General features: G+C 38.8%; 18 protein-coding genes, 1 pseudogene, 1 riboswitch and 1 other annotated feature. Of the genes and pseudogenes, 5 read left to right on the top strand and 14 right to left on the bottom strand.

Annotation, left to right across the window (positions count from 1 at the left end):
* Positions 1-13 precede the first annotated feature (13 nt).
* On the bottom strand, positions 14-2,431 hold the full coding sequence (gene leuS / locus M3189_RS12215) for a leucine--tRNA ligase (RefSeq protein ID WP_251634335.1): 2,418 nt from the start codon (positions 2,429-2,431) through the stop codon (positions 14-16).
* 40 nt (positions 2,432-2,471) lie between these two features.
* Positions 2,472-2,696, bottom strand: a binding site (T-box leader).
* 136 nt (positions 2,697-2,832) lie between these two features.
* Positions 2,833-4,020 carry an MDR family MFS transporter gene (locus M3189_RS12210; protein ID WP_251634333.1) on the bottom strand — a complete coding sequence of 396 codons (1,188 nt, stop codon included), beginning with the start codon at positions 4,018-4,020 and terminating at the stop codon, positions 2,833-2,835.
* Positions 4,021-4,305: 285 nt separating this feature from the next.
* Here M3189_RS12210 and M3189_RS12205 point away from each other — a divergent pair.
* Positions 4,306-5,091 (top strand): annotated as a pseudogene (locus M3189_RS12205) (nuclease-related domain-containing protein); the annotation flags it as partial.
* Between the two features lie 297 nt (positions 5,092-5,388).
* On the opposite strand, the gene M3189_RS12200 reads toward M3189_RS12205, so the two are convergent.
* From M3189_RS12200 to M3189_RS12175, 6 genes are all read right to left on the bottom strand, one after another.
* A complete protein-coding gene (locus M3189_RS12200; protein WP_251634330.1) occupies positions 5,389-5,613 on the bottom strand; it encodes a hypothetical protein in 225 nt (74 codons plus the stop codon).
* Positions 5,614-5,839: 226 nt separating this feature from the next.
* On the bottom strand, positions 5,840-7,309 hold the full coding sequence (locus tag M3189_RS12195) for an ammonia-forming cytochrome c nitrite reductase subunit c552 (RefSeq protein WP_251634329.1): 1,470 nt from the start codon (positions 7,307-7,309) through the stop codon (positions 5,840-5,842).
* A 2-nt stretch (positions 7,310-7,311) separates the two neighbouring features.
* Positions 7,312-7,836 (bottom strand): cytochrome c3 family protein, encoded by a 525-nt coding sequence (locus M3189_RS12190; RefSeq protein WP_251634328.1) that lies wholly within the window; start codon positions 7,834-7,836, stop codon positions 7,312-7,314.
* 91 nt (positions 7,837-7,927) lie between these two features.
* Positions 7,928-8,764: a hypothetical protein gene (locus M3189_RS12185; RefSeq protein ID WP_251634326.1), complete on the bottom strand. Its 837-nt coding sequence runs from the start codon at positions 8,762-8,764 to the stop codon at positions 7,928-7,930.
* A gap of 247 nt (positions 8,765-9,011) precedes the next feature.
* Positions 9,012-9,191, bottom strand: a complete 180-nt coding sequence (locus tag M3189_RS12180) for a glycogen biosynthesis protein GlgD (protein ID WP_251634325.1) — start codon at positions 9,189-9,191, stop codon at positions 9,012-9,014.
* Positions 9,188-9,475 (bottom strand): YtzC family protein, encoded by a 288-nt coding sequence (locus M3189_RS12175; RefSeq protein WP_251634324.1) that lies wholly within the window; start codon positions 9,473-9,475, stop codon positions 9,188-9,190. Before M3189_RS12175 ends, M3189_RS12180 begins: the two co-directional genes overlap by 4 nt.
* Positions 9,476-9,813: 338 nt before the next feature.
* Between M3189_RS12175 and M3189_RS12170 the strand changes: the two genes are divergently transcribed.
* Together M3189_RS12170 and M3189_RS12165 are read left to right on the top strand one after the other, a co-directional pair.
* On the top strand, positions 9,814-10,776 hold the full coding sequence (locus M3189_RS12170; RefSeq protein ID WP_251634322.1) for a TIGR01212 family radical SAM protein: 963 nt from the start codon (positions 9,814-9,816) through the stop codon (positions 10,774-10,776).
* Positions 10,777-10,778: 2 nt separating this feature from the next.
* Positions 10,779-11,351 carry a class I SAM-dependent methyltransferase gene (locus tag M3189_RS12165; protein ID WP_251634320.1) on the top strand — a complete coding sequence of 191 codons (573 nt, stop codon included), beginning with the start codon at positions 10,779-10,781 and terminating at the stop codon, positions 11,349-11,351.
* 30 nt (positions 11,352-11,381) lie between these two features.
* On the opposite strand, the gene M3189_RS12160 is transcribed toward M3189_RS12165, so the two are convergent.
* Both M3189_RS12160 and M3189_RS12155 read right to left on the bottom strand, forming a co-directional pair.
* Entirely contained in the window at positions 11,382-12,440 is a 1,059-nt protein-coding gene (locus M3189_RS12160) for a tetraprenyl-beta-curcumene synthase family protein (RefSeq protein ID WP_285889611.1), read from the bottom strand.
* 37 nt (positions 12,441-12,477) lie between these two features.
* The gene (locus M3189_RS12155; protein ID WP_251634318.1) at positions 12,478-13,281 is read right to left on the bottom strand and encodes an alpha/beta hydrolase; all 804 of its coding nucleotides are present in this window, start codon (positions 13,279-13,281) and stop codon (positions 12,478-12,480) included.
* Between the two features lie 80 nt (positions 13,282-13,361).
* Between M3189_RS12155 and M3189_RS12150 the strand changes: the two genes are divergently transcribed.
* Complete coding sequence (locus M3189_RS12150) at positions 13,362-13,874, top strand: gamma carbonic anhydrase (RefSeq protein ID WP_251634317.1); 513 nt, start codon at positions 13,362-13,364, stop codon at positions 13,872-13,874.
* 45 nt (positions 13,875-13,919) lie between these two features.
* On the opposite strand, the gene asnB is transcribed toward M3189_RS12150, so the two are convergent.
* Both asnB and metK read right to left on the bottom strand, forming a co-directional pair.
* Positions 13,920-15,812: an asparagine synthase (glutamine-hydrolyzing) gene (asnB, locus tag M3189_RS12145; RefSeq protein WP_251634316.1), complete on the bottom strand. Its 1,893-nt coding sequence runs from the start codon at positions 15,810-15,812 to the stop codon at positions 13,920-13,922.
* Positions 15,813-16,014: 202 nt separating this feature from the next.
* A complete protein-coding gene (gene metK, locus M3189_RS12140; protein WP_251634315.1) occupies positions 16,015-17,214 on the bottom strand; it encodes a methionine adenosyltransferase in 1,200 nt (399 codons plus the stop codon).
* A 203-nt stretch (positions 17,215-17,417) separates the two neighbouring features.
* Positions 17,418-17,563, bottom strand: a riboswitch (SAM riboswitch).
* Positions 17,564-17,781: 218 nt separating this feature from the next.
* Here metK and pckA point away from each other — a divergent pair.
* Positions 17,782-19,368 carry a phosphoenolpyruvate carboxykinase (ATP) gene (gene pckA, locus M3189_RS12135; RefSeq protein WP_251634314.1) on the top strand — a complete coding sequence of 529 codons (1,587 nt, stop codon included), beginning with the start codon at positions 17,782-17,784 and terminating at the stop codon, positions 19,366-19,368.
* A 37-nt stretch (positions 19,369-19,405) separates the two neighbouring features.
* Here pckA and M3189_RS12130 read toward each other — a convergent pair whose 3' ends face one another.
* Together M3189_RS12130 and M3189_RS12125 are read right to left on the bottom strand one after the other, a co-directional pair.
* Positions 19,406-19,648, bottom strand: a complete 243-nt coding sequence (locus M3189_RS12130; RefSeq protein ID WP_251634312.1) for a DUF2584 domain-containing protein — start codon at positions 19,646-19,648, stop codon at positions 19,406-19,408.
* Positions 19,649-19,687: 39 nt separating this feature from the next.
* A complete protein-coding gene (locus tag M3189_RS12125; protein ID WP_251634310.1) occupies positions 19,688-20,479 on the bottom strand; it encodes an alpha/beta hydrolase family protein in 792 nt (263 codons plus the stop codon).
* Positions 20,480-20,492: the final 13 nt, after the last annotated feature.

Raw genomic sequence — 20,492 nt, 5'->3', positions numbered from 1 at the left:
GGGTTCCTTTGTATTAATTGGCTACGATATTAACAAGTTTGCCAGGAACAGTGATGACTTTGCGAATGGTTTTCCCTTCGATTTGTTCCTTCACTCGATCATCGTCCATTGCAATACCTTCTAATGCTTCCTTGCTAGCATCTGTTGGCACTTTAAGCTTAGTCTTTACTTTTCCGTTAACTTGGATAACAATTTCAACTTCATCATCAACTAATTTAGCTTCATCATATGCTGGCCATGTTTCATATGAAATCGTGCCGCGCGACCCAAGCTTTTCCCAAAGTTCTTCAGCAACATGCGGCGCAACTGGGGCAAGCATTTTAACAAACCCTTCCATATAATGCTTTGGAAGAACAGTTGATTTATAGGCCTCATTAATAAATACCATCATTTGCGAAATCGCCGTATTAAATCTCAAGCCCTCATAATCCTCTGTTACCTTTTTCACGGTTTGGTGATACACCTTTTCTAAATTTGAGGCTTCTTCATTGTCCTGAATTTTTGGATTTAAATCGCCATTTTCCTCCACCATCAAGCGCCAGATACGATCTAAGAAACGGCGAGATCCATCAAGTCCATTTGTTGACCAAGCAATAGAAGCGTCAAGAGGTCCCATGAACATTTCATACAAGCGAAGTGTATCAGCACCATGACTGTCAACGATATCATCAGGATTAACTACATTTCCTTTTGACTTACTCATTTTTTCATTGTTTTCACCTAAAATCATTCCCTGGTTGAAAAGCTTTTGGAATGGTTCTTTCGTTGATACAACCCCGATATCATAAAGGACTTTATGCCAGAAACGAGCGTAAAGTAAGTGAAGAACGGCATGCTCTGCTCCACCAATATATACGTCAACTGGAAGCCAGTGATCTAATTTTTCTTTTGAAGCAAGTGCTTGATCATTTTTCGGATCAATATAGCGTAAATAATACCAGCAGCTGCCTGCCCATTGCGGCATGGTATTCGTTTCACGACGCCCCTTCTTGCCTGTTTCCGGGTCAACGACATTTACCCAATCCTCAATCACAGCAAGCGGTGATTCTCCAGTTCCAGAAGGTTTGATATTGGTTGTTTTCGGTAAGGTTAATGGCAGCTGATTTTCAGGAACTGCAGTCATTGTGCCATCTTCCCAATGGATGATTGGAATCGGCTCACCCCAATAACGCTGACGGCTGAACAACCAATCACGTAAACGGAAGGTTACTTTTTTCGTACCAATTCCCTTTTCTTCCAACCAAGAAATCATCTTCGTAATACCGTCTTCTTTATTTAAGCCATTTAAGAATTCGGAATTGATATGTTCACCATCACCTGTGTATGGCTCAACTTCAACGTTACCGCCTGCTACCACTGCTTTAATTGGAAGATTAAATTGTTTCGCAAACTCATAGTCACGCTCATCATGTGCAGGTACCGCCATGATTGCACCAGTTCCATAGCTTACTAATACATAATCCGCAATCCAGATTGGCATTTTCTCACCATTTACCGGATTAATCGCATAGGCTCCAGTAAAGACACCCGTTTTTTCTTTTGCAAGATCGGTACGCTCAAGGTCACTCTTCATTTTAACTTTATTTAAATAAGCCTCAACCGCTTCACGTTGCTCTGTAGTTGTAATCTTATTAACAAAGGAATGCTCAGGTGCAAGCACTGCATACGTAGCACCAAACAAAGTATCTGGACGAGTTGTAAATACAGTAAAAGTTTCTTCATGTCCTTCGATATTAAAGGTTACTTCTGCACCTTCAGAACGGCCAATCCAGTTGCGTTGCATTTCTTTAAGACTCTCTGGCCAATCAAGCTCTTCTAAATCCTCAAGTAAACGGTCGCCGTATGCAGTAATTTTTAAGATCCACTGCCTCATCGGACGGCGTTCAACCGGGTGCCCTCCGCGTTCACTCTTACCATCGATTACTTCTTCGTTTGCCAATACTGTCCCAAGTGCTGGGCACCAGTTAACCGCTATCTCATCAATATAAGCAAGACCCTTTTCCCATAACTTTAAAAATATCCATTGCGTCCACTTATAGTATTCTGGGTCAGTTGTATTTACTTCGCGATCCCAATCGTATGAAAAACCTAGAGATTTAATTTGTCTGCGGAACGTGTTAATATTCTTCTCCGTGAACTCTGCAGGATCGTTTCCAGTATCTAACGCATATTGTTCAGCAGGTAAACCGAAAGCATCCCAGCCCATCGGATGTAAAACATTGTATCCCTGCATTCTTTTTAAGCGTGAAAGAATATCTGTTGCGGTATATCCTTCAGGGTGTCCAACATGCAATCCAGCTCCCGATGGATAAGGAAACATATCTAATGCGTAGAATTTTGGTTTATCAAATTCTTCACTCGTTTTAAATGTTTTTTCTGTTTCCCATTTTTTTTGCCACTTTTTCTCGATATGCTGATGATCGAAACTCATTGTCTATTCCTCCTAAAAAAATAAAAAACCCCTCATCCCAAAAAGGGACGAGAGGATTGTCTATGTATCTTCCCGCGGTACCACCCACATTAGTGTTGTAAACACTCGCTTCATTCATCCTTAACGCGGAATACGGCAAACATTACTAGTCTTTCATGTTTGCAACTCATAGGCGAGTTCATGATGTACCCGGTTGACTTCCACCAGCCGTCAACTCTCTAATAAACGGGTATGATTCACTACTACTCCTACTCACTGTCATTAAATATAAAAAGTATTACGGTTATTGTATTAAATTTCCCAGCAGTATGCAAGCAACATTCACCTAAATCAGTTTGACCAAAAAATTATTTTTTAAACATAACAAAACCGGCCTCATACTTAAGGAGCCACTAAAATAACTACGAAAGGTTCACGTTGAGTTTCTTTTCTGTTTTTAAGATACGGTCATAAGCTAATGTTGTACCAATCGCAATGATGAATAATGCAATTAAAACAAAGAACAATACTGACATACTATATACGTCAACGAGAATTCCACCTAAGAGCGGACCAATCATTCTTCCTCCAGTGGCAGTACTATTAACGATTCCTTGATAAAATCCCTCACGCCCTTTTGGAGCTAAGTCAAAGGCAATGGTTGGTACTGCTGGCCAAATAAACATTTCGCCAATAGTCAGAATGATCATACCTACGAGGAATCCAGAAAATGCGCTTGCATTCCCTGCAATCAGAAAAGAAACAATAAATATAGCAATCCCGATAAGGATTTGTACCTTTAGTGTGGCAGCAAGACGCTTAAGCAAGCCATTTAATAACGGCTGACCAAGAACAATTAATGCCCCGTTTATCGTCCATAACAGGCTGTATTGCGATAATGATATATGAATTTTCTGAGTATATGAAGAAATAGTTGTCATCCATTGAACGTAGCCAACCCAGCATAGCAAATAACCAGCGCATAAAATCAATAATGCATAGAGATTTTTTCGTCCTTTTACATGTGTTGCATCCTGCAGGCTATTCACTTGTTTAGCCGAATCAGTTGAAATCCCTTTATAGCCAAAAGCAGCGATTAGTAAAAAGATAATATACATAACGGTGTTAGCAAGGAAGATTAATTCAAATGAGTAATCAGCAAGAATGCCTCCAAGTGCGGCTCCGACCGCTACCCCAAGGTTTTGCGCAATATAAACGGCGTTAAAGGCTTTACGTCCGCCTTCCTTCCATACCATTCCCGCCATCGCATACATGGCTGGGAAAGTGACTCCACTACCTAATCCAATAATGGTAAGAAAAACAATATATTCAGGCCAGCCATGCCAGAACGTTAACCCAACCAGGGCTGAAAGGGAGATACATATTCCTAGAAGTATAGATTTGTAGCCGCCTATTTTATCAAAAAGACTACCGCCAAAAAGATTTCCAATCACGCTTGCAGCAGAGTTTAACATTAAAACAATACCTGCAACCGATAATGACTTTCCTAAATGATCGTGAATATAGATTGTATTTAAAGGCCATAAAAAAGAAGAACCTGTAACATTCACTGCCATCCCAATTATTAACAGCCATAAGGCACGTGGCATGAAAAACGCTCCTTTACAATAACAATTACTAGTTTCCAAAAATATATTTTAATCCCATTCCAGTTTCCTGACAATCTTTTTCTTTCTACTATTTACCTATTAATCTTGCATAATTGGATAATATTACATAAAATGAAATTATAGTTTTTTAAAATAATATTAGGACGTGAGAAATGATTATCAAGGAGCGACCAGAACCTTTAGAAATAATAATTTCCCGCTTATTAGTTGAACGACATGTGTTAGCTAAAGAGCAATGTTACTTCTAGTGAGAAAGGCTATGAAGGGGAGTTGAGGAGTGACAAATGGCTAGAGGGCCTCACCGACAATTGGCTTGTGTTACATGGTTTATTGTTGGAATATAAAGGGTCCAGGTTTCAGGTCGATACGCTGATCATTGCACATGAAAAGATATACCTATCAGACGTGAAAAATTACGAAGGTGACTACTACCTAGAAGATGATAAATGGTTTACCATAACCCATCCCAACCTCAAAAATCCGATGCACCAGTTAATAAGATGTGAAACGCTGCTTCAACAACTACTCCTAGAACTGGGTTACAAGAATCCAATCGAATCCTATCTAACCTTCAATAACCCCGAGTTTCACCTATACATGACTACATTGAATCCAACGATTATCTTTCCAGCACAATTAAATCGCTTCTTGAAAAAACTCAATTTACGACCAAAAAAACTAAATTCAGACTATCATAAATTAGCACAACAATTAGCATCTCTTCATATAATCGAATCTCCTTATTCACGATTACCCCCTTACTCGTTTGAACAAGTAAAAAAGGGACTCTTATGTCGGGATTGCCGTAAATATTTACTGGAAGTTTTTAATGGTAAATTTACTTGCGGACATTGCGGATGTAGGGAAAGCGTTGATGCAGCTCTCATGAGGAATGTGAAGGAATATAGAATGCTTTTTCCAGATCGAAAAATCACTACAAAGGATATCTTTGAATGGTGTGATCAGGTTATATCTAAAAAGACTATTAGAAGGGTTTTATTAAGAAACTTTACACTAAAAGGGTTTGGACCTTCTTCAAATTATGAATAAGAAATAGGGAGTATTAGGGTAAATCCTTTTTACTCCTTTATTTATTATATCGTCCAAAAATAAACTAAAAAGATTCCCGCCTTACTCGATAATTCTCCTTTTCATGAATCATTCCCCTTGAATGATTCCCGCCTAACCCCTTTTCTCTCCTGCTCAGGAATCATTCCCCTCGAATGATTCCCGCCTAACCCATTCCCTCCCATGTTAGGGAATCATACCTCCTAATGTCCCCCTCCACAGTAATCAAATGCCAATCCGCCAAAATAAAAAGCCCTTCATAAAAAGGACTTTGGTATCTTATCTTTTTTTCTTTTTCGCTAGTTCTGCTGGAGTAAGCTTATTTTTAACTACTACTTTTTCTACCATAATCTGAACATGGACATGTTTGTTATCAACCTGATTAACATCAGTGACCTTTCCTTTACGACCTTTAACGGTAATCATTTCACCGACGGCTGGAACACTTCCAAGAAGCTGATTTAAGAGTTCCACCTTGTTTTCAAAAAAATGAACAATGTACATGATCCTCACCTATTTCATATTGGATTCTTCCATATAAAATATTTGATTCTCACCCATTTTAGACCAGTTCCAGATAAGTTTAATTGACAGTTAGACACGATTTGGTCAAAATAAAGAAAACACTGTCTCCAAAAGAGAAACAGTGTTTTCCTCAAACTTTATGGACTCTTTCCCAACACTTCTTAATCCTTCTTAGCGGGACGATTAGGAAGTTCGTCGAGAGGGTCTATTTTTTCACCGCTGGCACTGCTGGTACTACTGGCTGCTGTGCTGGGAAGTAGCTGTTTACAGCATGATCCTTTTTCTTCTCGTTTACAGTTTCAGCTTTTACAGCAGTCTTCGCTTTCTCAATCTCAGAATTAACCTCTTCGATGCTGACACCTTTTTTCACTAACTCCTCAGTTGCAAGGCGAATAGCATTGTTAGATTGTACAATTGACTCTCTTAAGGAATCCATTGAACCTTGTGGGTTGTGGAAGCCTGATGAGTTTTCAGCGGCAACAATATCCCAGAACCATTGACCTTTACGGACAAATTCTTGAGCCTGCTTAATTCTTTCTTGGCTTACTCCAGAAGTAATCATCTTATTAATATAATAGTGAGCAGTGGTTGAAATATCCTGTGCTTCATGTAATGCACTTACGTTTGCCTCTTGAATTTCAAGAACACGGTCTTTTAATTTGTCTAAATCACGATCTCCGTGACATTGTCCACAAGACGTATCCATTGTTTTTAATGGTGAAGTCCAGTAATGAGAGGTAATTTTCCTTTTTCCATCTACACGCTCATATGGCATATGACAATCAGCACAGGATACATTTGCTTTACCATGTGTGCCCGAAGCATGAGTCTCATATTCAGGGTGTTGTGATTTTAACATTGGAGTTCCAGAAATATTGTGAACCCAGTCCTTTTCAAAACCATTTTCTTTAGCAATTGTATCGTAATACTTGTACATATCTTCAGGCTTAAATCCTTCAGACCATGGGAATGTAACTTCACTGTTGTCAGCTGCAAAATAATACTCCACATGGCACTGTCCGCAAACATAGCTGCGCATATCGTTTTTCGTTGGGTTGGAAGTATCAACACCCTGAGCTTCTAAAGCCTTGTAAAAACTAGGACGTGTAACGCGTAAGTCCATTGTTTCGGGATCATGGCAATCTGAACATCCAATTGGTGAGTGTCCCATCGCTTCCCCTTTTGGCCATATATCTTTATTGAAATTGGCTCCCCAATAATCGTCGCCCATTTCTTCAATCATTTGAGGTACTGCTGTTGATTTACATGTATAACAAGATCCAACTGATTTATCGGTAATCCGCTTAACATCCCGAATATCTTCAAGAGCATAAACATGGCCACGTTCTTCATTATATTCTGTTGCGAATCCATAACCATTGAAAAGAACGGGTAACAACGGCTCTTTATCTGGATCATACTTACTACGTTTGACAGAACCTCCGTATTTAGTATCTTCCATCTTTTCATTCTTCATATAGCTATTATATTGTAGTGGAAATAATTCTTTAAAGGCCTCATTGCTTATTTCGTCTTTAGAAAGGCCTGTTGTACCCTTCGCTTCCTTAGCACTTGCCGTTTTTTCACCTGCACCGTCACTGGAATTGCTGCAGCCAGTAATGATGAGAACAAATACTAGTAGAAGGAGGTATGCCCCATATCGGAACCTTTTCATGCTTAAAATCCTCCCTTATTCTTTAATAGCTCACCGGACTTAGGTGGCTGATGGTAACTATCATCTTTAAAATCGCTTCCATGCGGTACTGTTTGGTGACATGACATACAGTTTTCCTTTGCGTCATGTGAGACATTATCAATTGTGCTCTTATGACACTCCGCACAGTTTTGATTGATGACTCTTAATGTTCGTGTTGTCGCATAGATTCTATCTGGTATATCTTCGGTACCTAGTGTATTGTAGAAAATATGTGTCATCCCTGCGCGGCCTTTAAAAAATAACTTTCCAACCTCACTCTCATGTGGCAAATGGCAGTCGTTACACTGCAATTCTGCATGAGTCGAATCCACAAATGATGTATACACAGACTTCATTGTATGACAGTTTTGACAAAAACCTGGTGAATCTAAGTAAGCCATTGTTTTAACTGTCCCGAATGAAAAGAGTACACCGGCAATAAGAGCACCTAAAAGTAATACCCTTTTGTCAATTGCCAGCAATTTTTTAAACCCTCTTTTTAACATTCTTTCACCTCCCATAATTTATATCTTTCTCTCTAATTTATTGAATAAAGTACATGAGCACTTTATTGCCAAAAGGAATGGTCTTGCAAGGTTATCTCTTATCTCGTTTTCTTTTCATGATGAAAGCGAAAGCACCTGCAGCAATTACACTTATTCCACTAACTGCTGCAATTGAAAGGATAGCTGGACTTTTTTTATTTTCCACAGTTTCAATGGGTTGTTTTTCATGTTTCTCCATCATCTCGATAGTAGGTGCCGTTTCATCTCGTTCATATGTAAGAGTAAAATTTTTCTCTTCTCCGGCTTTTACTCCTTGAAAGAAATACGAGTGAACTCCCTTTTCATCACCATGAGTGTTTTTCTCTTCTGGTGCTGGATCCAGTATGACCTTTTCTGCCTTTAGGGGCTCTATGAATGAAACATTGAATAAGCCAATATCCGTAAAGCTTTTAAATTGATAGGACAGAGACTTCCTTTCTTTTTCAACAACCATGTTATCTGTATAAAATTCAATAACGAATTTGTAACTATCATTGGGTTGAATTTCTTCACTTGTTGTCCAGGAAATGGTTCCTTTTTCTTGATCTAGTATGTACTCAATTTCATATACCTCTGACAAGTCGCTTGAATAATCAGCAACATAGCCAATTCGGAAGTTCTTATCTTCAATCGGAACAGGGATTTCAATCTGCCCTTTTTGCGGCTGTTCTGAATGATTACGCATGGTTCCTTGGTAGCCAATTAGTAAGGGGGGATGCTCTTTTTTCATATCATTTGGATGGTAAGCAAATTCAGGCATTACCTTTATTGAAAGTTCTTCCATCCCCAAGATGTTTGGATTTTCTTCTGCTGCAACAGTTATTAACGGGGTTAATAGCAGCAGTAAACATAGGAGAAAATTTATGTTAATTAGCAATTTTTTCATCATTTTTATTTCCCTTCTATTTGTGAATAATTTGTGAATGCATTCACAATGAAATTTTAAAAAAATATGGATTGTGGAATTTGTTATCTTATTTATCCCAAATTAGCCAAACTCATTCTGTGACCAAAATCACAAAAACACATTGAGTTATTTCTAATTTGTGAACTGGAATTTTACCTTATTTTCATAGTGTTTTTATGGTTTTTGGAAAATAAATGGCCTTCAACAAATGTTGAAGGCCATAGAGCTTTTATGATGATTGGTTTTTTTCTTGGTGGAATTTTGATTTGACTGGCTGACCACCTGATTTTTCATATTGCTTTTTTGCTTGTTTTACAAGATCAACATCTTGACCTAGCTCAAGATCTTGATTGTTGTTGCCATTTCTTGTTTTTTGTTCTGGATTATTTTTTTTAGATCGTTTTTTCAAGTCAGGTTACCTCCGGTGAAAGTCTGCCCTTCTAAAATCATGATATTTTGAAGCTGTTGTATTTGTAATCTCATACGATGGAGTTGATCACGCTGCTGAGAATTTGCACTGTGGGCCATTTTGGCAATATCCTGATAAGTTTGTTCAAGATCCTGTAAGGCCTTGGTATAATCATCATTGTTGTAATGCTCTTGAAGGCTGCTCGTTTCAAACTGTTCTTTCGCATAGCGAATTGTATCCTCACATTGCTGTATTAATGTGTCCATTGAAGCACGTGTAGCCATCTAAGGACCCCCTTTTTTTTGGTGACACCAAATCCCACCCCTAATGTCTTGAAGCTCAGGGCTTCATCTCTTATTTTGTTCTCTCTCACTTTTCCTATTACAACTTACAGTTGATAATTACTGGCAAATTAGAAAAGCGGAAGCGCCTTGTCCAGGGGCGACAGGCATAAGGCGAGCCGGCAGGAAGGTTGCGCTCTTTAACCTTCTTGACTGATTGACTTATGACCCCGAGCCCCTAGGCGCTGGAGCTAGATCATATACAATTATTACAAATGGATAAGCTCTTCTTTTCATGTTAAAATGTAAGTTATGTAAAAAATAAAAAGGAGGTTTCTGATTTGACTCAGACCAACCCTTTTCCATATGCTACTGACGATAAACGTTATCATACATGGAATTATCACCTTCGCCAGCAATTTGGCCATAAAGTTTTTAAGGTTGCTTTAGATGGCGGCTTCGATTGTCCAAACCGTGATGGTACGGTTGCACACGGAGGATGTACTTTTTGCAGTGCTGCTGGTTCTGGAGATTTCGCAGGTGACCGAATGGAGAGCCTAGAATCCCAATTTCTTGATATTAAGGAAAAAATGCATACAAAATGGAAAGACGGCAAGTACATGGCCTACTTTCAAGCCTATACGAATACCCATGCACCTGTTGAGGTTCTCCGTGCAAAGTTTGAGAGTGTTCTCAAACAGGATGGTGTTGTTGGATTATCGATTGCTACTCGCCCTGATTGTCTCCCAGACGATGTTGTTGAATATCTAGCTGAGTTAAACAAGAGAACGTATCTGTGGGTTGAACTTGGCTTGCAAACGGTGCATGAGCGAACAGCACTATTAATCAATCGTGCTCATGATTTCCAATGTTATGTTGAAGGTGTAAACAAGCTTAGAAAACATGGAATTCGGATTTGCTCTCACATTATCAATGGACTTCCGCTTGAATCGAATGAAATGATGATGGAAACGGCAAGGGAAGTTGCCAAGCTTGATGTTCAAGGAATTAAAATTCATTTGCTTCACTTACTAAAAGGAACACCAATGGTTAAACAGTATGAAAAAGGAATGCTCGAATTTCTTTCTCAAGAGGACTATGTCAATTTAGTATGTGACCAATTAGAAATATTACCGCCGGAAATGATTGTTCATCGAATTACCGGTGATGGACCGATTGATTTAATGGTAGGGCCAATGTGGAGTGTCAATAAGTGGGAAGTACTTAATTCCATTGATGCCGAGTTAAAAAGAAGAGACAGCTATCAAGGAAAATATTATCAAAAGAGCACCGTGAGGAACTAACCATGAAGCTAGATCGAATCCTTCCTTTTGCGAAGAAATTACTTGAAATAGCTATTCCTAGCGGCGCAGTAGTTGTTGACGCAACTTTAGGAAATGGTCATGATACAGTTTTCCTCGCCGATCTTGTTGGCCCAAACGGTACAGTATATGGATTTGATGTCCAGGAGGAAGCCATTCGTACCAGTATCGAAAGGCTTGAGAATCAGGGTCTAGCTGATCGAGTCACTATTTTCCATGCAGGTCACGAACAGCTTTACAAGCTAATCCCTGACGAACACCATGGCAAGGTAACGGCAGCGATTTTTAACTTAGGGTATTTACCTGGCAGTGATAAAACGATTGTAACAAAACCAGAAACCACCATATCTGCAATTGAACAATTGCTTGAAATTATGGTACCAGAAGGCATTATTATCCTTGTGATTTACCATGGCCACGATGAGGGAGCAGTTGAGCGTGACGCTTTATTGACTTATTGTCAGGCTATCAATCAGAAGAAGGCTCATGTCCTTCAATATCGATTTATGAATCAACAAAATAATCCCCCTTTTATCGTTGCAATTGAAAAAAGATAAACCAGGCTCTTTGGCCTGGTTTTCTTCTTTTTATGAAAGTCTGGTAAACAAGGAAGGAATCCATTTCTGTACGGAACGATAGGCTAGTCCATTAATATAAAAGAAATAGCTAATGATACCGCCAGTCTTAATGATTTCTTTGGCTAATTTTCGGATATTCTTCTGTTTACGTACCTTTCCATCTGATAAATAAATCCCTAATAAACCTCGGTTAATCAGCTGGTGGAACTTTTTATGCGGCAGGAATTCCGTATGTCTATCTGCTTCACTGACAAAATGTTTTAACCGTTTAAAAAGTGTTTCTGGGTTTTCATAATAAAAACAGAAATTCAAGTCGCCGCCTTCTCGATCTTCTTCTTGGTCGATGAAATAATCTAATAATATATGCAGCCCCTGTATATAAGGAAAATATCCTTTACGAATATTTTCAGCATCCATTGCAGAAAAGTCCTCTCGCATCCCATACGAAATGAGACAGAATATACCTAATGTGGAGCCTGAGCAAGCTGAAAACTCATACCATTCCATCTCTGGCAGGTTGCTTTGATGATCTGCAAACCATTTTTCAAGACGAGGGACACGTTCTTCATGAATTACATGCTTGTGTATTTGTAAGTTGCAGTAATATTCGCAGAGCTCCAACAAGTAACCCTTTATTAATGGATAATGTTTTACTTCATTTAAAACAGATCTGCAGGTTTCAGCTAAATCATTTAAATAGCCGCCATCGTTCTGATCTTCACGAAATCGATAATAATTTCCAGGCCCACTCCCAAGTGTTAAAGCATCGCGCATGGAGTCGTGAAGGGCTGCAAAATCCTTTGGATCAAGTGAAGTACTCCGGTCACAAAGATTATCTAAGTAATCACTAATGGTTTGATAAGCGACAATAAATTTCACTGCTTTTTTATATTCATCATTCGCAGTTAGAGCGAGAATACCTCCGCCTTCACAGTGAAAGGTTTTATGTTCAATACTGGCTAGAGCCTGCGTTCTAAGTTCCTGGTTAGGAATACTTTCTGCACGTTCCCTCCAATAACCCAATTCTTGATGAACAGCTGGAATTATCCTGCGGTATACTTTCGACATGAGTCTGATTGGCATCATGGAGAATATCTTTCCTTTCTTAAACAATATAACCGATTGCTTTTAATTGGCTGATGACAAAATCCTTTGCGTATTCAAATATATCATCCCGTTCTGGTTCATTAAAAATTTCATGATAAAGCTTTGGATATTCCTTAAATCTTTTTTCTGATAACGGTGAATGGTTGAACCATTCCTTTACAGGAGCTTTATTAACAATTTTATCATCGCCGGCTTGCATGACCAGCATGGGCACATCCTGGGTGCCTTCAATAGATAGAAATGCCTCTTTCATCGCCCCAACCAATTCACGGTACCATCGAACAGAGACTTTTGTAATGTAGAGTGTATCACCTGCATCTGCCTCAATAACATTTTGATTTCTGGTGGCCATTTCAACACTTATGCCAGAATTCATTCGTAAAGAAGGGAAAACTATATTTATTGCATGTGAAAGCAAATCTAAAATCTTTGGTGGAGCATGTGTTAAACCCAAGCATGGTGACGAGAGAATCACTCCTGCCAAGTTTAATTGTTCTTCCTGCAATAAACGAATAGCAATCAAGCCTCCCATACTATGCCCTAATAAAAAAACAGGCAATTCATAACGATAGGCTGCTTTAATCCAATCTTTCACTTCACTTAGATACTCTTCAAAAGAATCTATATGGCCCCTGCGGGATCTTGTTGTCATGCCCTGCCCAGGAAGATCACCCATGATAACATGAAATCCAGAACCGCGCCACATTTCAATGAGCCAGCCGTAACGCCTGTGATGTTCCATGGCACCATGAACCATCACGATTACAGCCTTCGCTTCCCCTTCTGCTTCCCACTTCCACATAGTTTTTCCCCCTAGAAAAATATTCTAATTAGTTTAATATTAAAGTGATTATGTATTTCAGTCAAAAAGGAGCGACTAAGATGATATATCCTTACAAAGGTAAGTACCCAAAAATTGCAGATTCTGCATTCATTGCAGATTTTACCACGATTACAGGTGATGTTGAAATAGGCGAGGAATCAAGCGTTTGGTTTAACTCTGTCATCAGAGGAGATGTCGCACCTACGGTCATTGGTAAAAAGGTTAATATTCAAGACAATTCTGTATTGCACCAAAGCCCTAATAATCCATTGATTTTAGAGGATGAAGTAACGATTGGTCATCAGGTTATTCTCCATAGTTGCGTTATTCGTAAAAAGGCTTTAATTGGAATGGGTTCGATTATTCTAGATCAGGCTGAAATCGGTGAAGGTGCATTTATAGGTGCAGGCAGTCTCGTGCCACAAGGAAAAAAAATCCCTCCTAATACATTAGCATTTGGCAGACCCGCAAAAGTTATTAGGGAATTGAATGATCATGACATCAGTGAAATGAACAGGATTTATACAGAATATGCAGAAAAGGCCCAGTATTATAAGTCATTACAAAAATAAGAGGATAGAAAAGCACCCATAAATTTTTTATGGGTGCTTCTTATCTTACTGTTTCATTGGCTGCAGTTCTTTTTGTCCTGAAAAGGAATACTTGCCTTCTATATATACTTGATGCCAAATCATAAAAATAAGAACTGTCCAGATTTTACGGCTGTTATCCGCTTTTCCTTGACAGTGTTCGTCAAGTAGGTTTAAAACATAAGACTTATTAATTAAATGATCTGTGCTGCTTTCACGAATGATTGTTTTTGCCCATTCATTCATTTCATTCTTCAGCCAATGACGAATTGGCACTGGGAAACCAAGTTTCTTCCGGTTTAATACATGCTCAGGAACAATTCCTTCCGCAGCTTTTCGCAAGATATACTTTGTCGTACCATTAGCCGTTTTCAAGCTAGTTGGTATTTTGGACGCAGCTTCAAACACCTCTTTATCCAAAAACGGAACACGAAGCTCTAATGAATGCGCCATCGTCATTTTATCAGCTTTCAAAAGGATATCCCCGCGCATCCATGTATGAATATCAATGTATTGCATGGTGTCAACAGGATCATAACCTTTTGTTTCTTTATAGAGTGTTTTTGTGATATCGGTGAAATGTAAGCCTTCACGATAAACAGAAAGTAATTCTCTTTTTTCTTCTTCAGTGAACATCTTAGCATTGCCAATATAGCGTTCCTCCATAGGAGTTACACCACGTTCAATAAAGCTTTTACCCTTCATTCCCTCTGGCATTATGTTCGCAATCCCTTTTAGCAATACTTTTCCTGCTCTTGGGATTTTATTAAATATTTCTAAATCCTGTGGTTCCCGATAAATATTGTAGCCGCCAAACAACTCATCCGCCCCTTCACCAGAAAGAACGACGGTTACATGCTTCCTTGCTTCACGAGCAACAAAGTAAAGCGGGATACACGCAGGGTCTGCAAGGGGGTCATCCATGTGCCACATGATTTTCGGAAGCTCATTCATGTATTCCTGTGGTGTTATAACATAGCTGATATTTTCTACACCTAACTTTTCTGCTGTTTCTTTTGCTACATCGATTTCACTAAAACCCTGATGCTCGAAACCAACAGAAAACGTCTTAATAGCTGGGTGAAATTGTTTCGCAATCGATGCAATTATGGAAGAATCTATTCCGCCTGAAAGGAAAGAACCAACTGGAACATCACTTCTCATATGCATTTTTACTGAATCAATTAACACTTCTTGGATTTCTTTAATAAAATCTGGCTCTGATTTTTGAATCGGGTTAAAATGAGCTTTCCAATATCTTTTGATTTCCATGGGAGAGCCAATCTTCTTTGTATAATAATGTCCTGGCTCTAACTTATGAATGCCTTTAGACATCGTATTTGGCTCAGGAACAAACTGATAAGTCAAATAGTATTGAAGTGAATCATAGTCTAAAACATCATTTTCAAGGGCTAATAGGATACTCTTTTTCTCAGAAGCAAAGAAAGTTCTCTCTCCATCTACAAAATAAAAGTATGGTTTAATCCCGAAAGGATCCCGAGCACCGAATAAAGTTTGTTCTTGTTTATCCCAAATGGTAAAGGCAAACATACCGCGAAGTTTTTCTACAGCTTTTTCTTTCAAATGGCTGTAAAGAGCAATAATGACTTCTGTATCCGAATTTGTAGCAAACTGTAAGCCCTCTTTGAGCAATTCTTCACGAAGTTCTACGTAGTTATAAACCTCACCATTAAAAATAATCCAATAACGCTCATTTTCATAGGTTAATGGCTGATGTCCGCATTCGATATCAATAATACTTAAACGGCGGAAACCAAATTGAATATGATCATCATAAAAAAAGCCATCATCATCAGGACCACGATGGGTAATAATATCGTTCATATTTTTGAATAGTTGTTTTTGTTCATCACGATAGTTTTGTTCCTTGTCGTGTACACAACCAATAAAACCACACATTATGTACGTCACCTACTCCAATCTAAATATCCAATCTAAAAAACATACTCTCTTATCCTACCACTATTCATACAAAAATGTCAGTGTGAAAGGTAGGAAAATTCAGGTACCTACAGTTTTTACATAATTAGTTTGACCTAAACTTAGACGTTAATATAACAAAGGGAGTTACATATATAATGTAACTCCCACTACCTATTTCTTAAAGATTCGCTTGTTGAAGCAAAGTGTCTGCTTTATCTGTACGCTCCCAAGGAAGGTCCACATCTGTACGGCCAAAATGACCATATGCAGCTGTTTGCTTGTACATTGGGCGGCGAAGGTCCAACATTTTAATGATTCCAGCAGGACGAAGGTCAAAGTTTGAGCCAACCAGATCAACTAATACATCTTCGCTCACTTTGCCAGTACCAAATGTATCGACAGCAATTGAAACTGGTCTTGCTACACCAATTGCATAGGCAAGCTGCACTTCAACTTTATCAGCAAGTCCTGCTGCTACAATATTCTTAGCAACATAACGTGCTGCATAGGCTGCAGAACGGTCAACCTTTGTTGGATCCTTACCGGAGAAAGCACCTCCGCCATGACGAGCATATCCGCCATATGTATCAACAATGATTTTACGTCCTGTTAAACCAGCATCCCCTTGAGGTCCGCCAATAACGAAACGTCCTGTTGGGTTGATGAAGTATTTTGTATTCTCATCAATTAATTCTTTAGGTACTACTGGATTGATAACATATTCCTTCAAATTACGTTGGATTTGCTCCAATGTTACCTCAGGATTATGTTGAGTTGAGATAACAATTGTATCAATACGAACAGGCTTATCATTTTCATCATACTCAACTGTTACTTGAGTCTTTCCATCAGGACGAAGGTACTCAAGAACTCCATCTTTTCTTACCTCTGTTAACTTACGAGCAAGCTTATGTGCTAAAGAAATTGGAAGAGGCATAAGCTCAGCCGTTTCATTACAAGCAAAACCAAACATTAAACCTTGGTCCCCTGCTCCAATTGCTTCGATTTCTTCGTCGGACATTAGTCCTTCACGTGCCTCAAGTGCCTGATCAACACCCATTGCGATGTCAGGACTTTGTTCACCAATTGAAGTTAATACTGCACAGGTCTCGGAATCAAAACCATATTTTGCACGATCGTAACCGATACCTTTAACCGTTTCACGAACGATTTTTGGGATATCAACGTAAGTAGATGTAGTAATTTCCCCTGCAACTAAAACTAACCCAGTAGTAACAGAAGTTTCACAAGCAACCCGAGCATTTGCATCCTTTGCTAAAATTGCATCTAAAATCGAATCAGAAATTTGGTCACAGATTTTATCTGGATGACCTTCCGTTACTGATTCAGAAGTGAACAAACGGCGTTTTGTTGACATCTGATTTCCTCCTATAATATGAGATAAATCAAGGTTCATATGAAGGTTACAGGAATACTTCATGAACCACTGACATTGATACGGTACTCATTCCCTTAGTATGAAATAAACAAGAGATTTTTATTAGCAACTCTTAAATAAAAGGACTTATACAAAACAAAAAACCTTACCACATGAGGAAAGGTTGCTTCGCGGGCCTTTCACTCTTATCGTTCAAGGTCAAAGCCTTGCGTCAGATTAGCACCTTCGCACTTGAGATTAGGACCATTTTATTTGGAAGGTCGTTCTTCTCATAAAGCAGGTTGCTGGGTTTCATAGGGCCTGTCCCTCCACCAGCTCAGGATAAGAGAGTATCCGTTCAAATTAAAATCATACTTGAACATGTCGAACATTGTCAATAAAATTTTTAGCAGATTCAGGTTAAATATATGAATTTTTCCCATTTCTAAATTATAGTTAATAATACAACCTAAATTCTCCAATTAGTATAGACTATTCAATTGAATGTGTTATACTATTCGTAAATATATTGAATATTAAAAAACAATAAAGGAAGGGTTTTCTCTGATGAATTCCGTACATGTCCCAAATGAATTAAGTCAATTGTTAGAAGAAAATAATGTTCACATTCAATTGTCCGTACCGCAATTAGTGGAAAAAGTTTTATCAAGGAATGAAGGAAAATTAACCTCTACTGGTGCTATTAGTGTATCAACAGGTAAATACACAGGAAGATCTCCACAAGACAAATTTATTGTCATGGAAGAATCAATTAAGGATAAAATCGATTGGGGTAAATTAAACCAGCCCATTTCAGAAGATGTCTTTAACAACCTCTATCATAAAGTTCTTGACTACTTAAAAGAAAAAGACGAAATATTTGTGTTTAAAGGGTTTGCAGGGGCAGATAAAAAAACACAATTGCCGATTCAAGTTGTGAATGAATACGCATGGCATAATTTATTCGCACATCAACTTTTTATTCGTCCAAATGATGAAGAATTACTGACACATAAAGCAGGTTTTAACGTGATTTCTGCTCCAAACTTCAAAGCGAATCCTTTAGTAGATGGAACAAACTCTGAAACCTTTATTATCATCTCTTTTGAAAAACGAACCATATTAATTGGCGGAACAGAATACGCAGGTGAAATGAAAAAGTCAATCTTTTCAATTATGAATTACCTTTTACCTGAAAATAATATTTTCTCCATGCATTGTTCTTCCAACATTGGTGTTGAAGGAGATGTTGCTCTGTTCTTTGGTCTTTCTGGGACAGGTAAGACCACTTTATCTGCAGACCCTAAACGTCGCTTAATTGGTGATGATGAGCATGGCTGGTCGTCTAACGGAGTCTTCAATATTGAAGGTGGATGCTATGCAAAAACCATTAATTTATCTCGTGAAAAAGAACCACAAATCTTCGATGCCATCCGTTTTGGTTCTGTACTTGAAAATGTTGTGCTTAATTCTGAAACTAGAATTGCAGACTATGACGATGCATCACTAACTGAAAATACACGGGCGGCCTATCCGATTGAAGCGATTGATAATATTGTGAAGCCAAGCATAGCAGGCCACCCGAATACCATTGTCTTTTTAACAGCCGATGCATTTGGTGTATTACCTCCAATCTCAAAGTTAACAAAAGAACAAGCCATGCATCATTTCTTAAGTGGGTATACATCAAAACTAGCTGGAACTGAGCGTGGCGTTACAGCACCGGAGGCAACCTTCTCAACCTGCTTTGGTGCACCATTTCTTCCCTTGCCTGCAACACGTTATGCCGAAATGCTAGGCGAAAAAATTCTTGAGCATAATGCCAATGTCTTTTTAGTGAATACTGGGTGGACAGGTGGAGAATACGGGGTCGGCAGACGCATGAAGTTATCCTACACACGGGCGATGGTCCAGGCTGCACTTGAAGGGGAACTAAACCAAGTTGAAACAGTTAGAGACGATATTTTCGGTCTAAATATTCCGCTCCACATTGCTGGTGTTCCTGATGAGGTCTTGCAGCCAAGCAAAACATGGGCAGACTCACAGGCATATGAAATGAAAGCGAAAGAATTGGCAGCAAAATTCCGTGAAAACTTTAAGAAATTCACGAAAGTCTCTGCAGAAATAGAAGAAAAAGGCGGTCCCATCTCTTAAAGTGAAAGCCCTTATCGTTTATCGATAAGGGCTTTTATTAATTGGTGGAATTTAGTGAAATTAATTGGTATGTTATCAACGTGCTGCTGTTTTGCCATTCTACTTTTTTAATCACAGCTGTTCCGCTCGTATCGCTTTCTAGTGTTTTCCGAACATCAATTGGAATATCAATCGGATAAAGCCTATAGCCTTCTTTTTCTAATTGAAAAAGGTTTTCTTCTACTCTTTTCTCTCTGCCTTTTGTTACAATTAATGTATTTAACTCAAAGGGCATACCCATATGTATCCGCTCCTTGCTTTTGGACTTACTATTATTTTATCATCTTTTGATTTGTTTTTTCATCCACTGGGTTAAATCCTTGACGATTTTTCTGTTTACTGCAGGCGGAAAGTAGTGGGTATACTCATCAAAATACCAGGATTCCACCTGCTTATCTAATAACCTAAGTCTGCGTTCAAGTCTGTAGCCATGCTCCACGGATACATTTTCATCATTTACCCCGTGGATGATGAGAACAGGCGCTGTAATCCTTTCAAGCTCATAAAGAGGGGTTCGTTCCTCATATCTTTCTGGATATTTCCCCGGAGTACCGCCAATTACTCTCTTTAGCATCTTTCGCAAGTCTTTTCTTTCTTCGTATGTTAAAAACATGTCACTTACTCCGCCCCAAGTCACAATAGAGGCTGCCTCAGGAAATTCAATTCCTGTCATTAATGCCATTACACCACCACGGGAAAAACCAAATACATGGATATCTCTCACGGCAGGTATTGTTTTTAGAAGCTCAAAGGCTGTAAATGCGTCCTGCCTATCCTCTCCAGCAAAATCTTCATTCCCCTCCCCACCTTGGTTCCCACGATAATAGGGAGCAAATACGATGAATCCTTCAGAGGCAAATTGTGCAATTCTTGCAGGTCTGACTTTTCCAACATTCTTAATGCCTCCGCGCAAGTATAAAAAGCCGTCATAGCTTCCTTTTATCTTTGGTTGTGCAAGCATCCCTTTTACTCTCAATCCATTAGATAGATAGGTTATTTCCCATAATTCCACAGTAGGATTGGGTGAAGGGAAACGATACGCCTCGATGATTTTTTCATTTTGTTGGTTCACCTGACTTTTCACC

The sequence above is a fragment of the Neobacillus niacini genome (assembly GCF_023715415.1).
Classification (GTDB): domain Bacteria; phylum Bacillota; class Bacilli; order Bacillales; family Cytobacillaceae; genus Neobacillus; species Neobacillus niacini_C.
Note: the sequence above shows the minus strand (reverse complement) of the source record. Positions and strands in the feature narration are given on the sequence as shown.

Bases quoted from the DNA above. Each gene is read 5' to 3' on its own strand.
- M3189_RS12130 (WP_251634312.1), bottom strand. From the start codon at position 19,648: ATGGGTATGCCCTTTGAGTTAAATACATTAATTGTAACAAAAGGCAGA.
- M3189_RS12185 (WP_251634326.1), bottom strand. From the start codon at position 8,764: ATGATGAAAAAATTGCTAATTAACATAAATTTTCTCCTATGTTTACTG.
- M3189_RS12155 (WP_251634318.1), bottom strand. From the start codon at position 13,281: ATGTGGAAGTGGGAAGCAGAAGGGGAAGCGAAGGCTGTAATCGTGATG.
- M3189_RS12195 (WP_251634329.1), bottom strand. From the start codon at position 7,309: ATGAAAAGGTTCCGATATGGGGCATACCTCCTTCTACTAGTATTTGTT.
- M3189_RS12210 (WP_251634333.1), bottom strand. From the start codon at position 4,020: ATGCCACGTGCCTTATGGCTGTTAATAATTGGGATGGCAGTGAATGTT.
- leuS (WP_251634335.1), bottom strand. From the start codon at position 2,431: ATGAGTTTCGATCATCAGCATATCGAGAAAAAGTGGCAAAAAAAATGG.
- M3189_RS12175 (WP_251634324.1), bottom strand. From the start codon at position 9,475: ATGGCTACACGTGCTTCAATGGACACATTAATACAGCAATGTGAGGAT.
- asnB (WP_251634316.1), bottom strand. From the start codon at position 15,812: ATGTGTGGTTTTATTGGTTGTGTACACGACAAGGAACAAAACTATCGT.
- M3189_RS12160 (WP_285889611.1), bottom strand. From the start codon at position 12,440: ATGTCGAAAGTATACCGCAGGATAATTCCAGCTGTTCATCAAGAATTG.
- metK (WP_251634315.1), bottom strand. From the start codon at position 17,214: ATGTCAACAAAACGCCGTTTGTTCACTTCTGAATCAGTAACGGAAGGT.
- M3189_RS12150 (WP_251634317.1), top strand. From the start codon at position 13,362: ATGATATATCCTTACAAAGGTAAGTACCCAAAAATTGCAGATTCTGCA.
- M3189_RS12165 (WP_251634320.1), top strand. From the start codon at position 10,779: ATGAAGCTAGATCGAATCCTTCCTTTTGCGAAGAAATTACTTGAAATA.
- M3189_RS12200 (WP_251634330.1), bottom strand. From the start codon at position 5,613: ATGTACATTGTTCATTTTTTTGAAAACAAGGTGGAACTCTTAAATCAG.
- M3189_RS12190 (WP_251634328.1), bottom strand. From the start codon at position 7,836: ATGTTAAAAAGAGGGTTTAAAAAATTGCTGGCAATTGACAAAAGGGTA.
- pckA (WP_251634314.1), top strand. From the start codon at position 17,782: ATGAATTCCGTACATGTCCCAAATGAATTAAGTCAATTGTTAGAAGAA.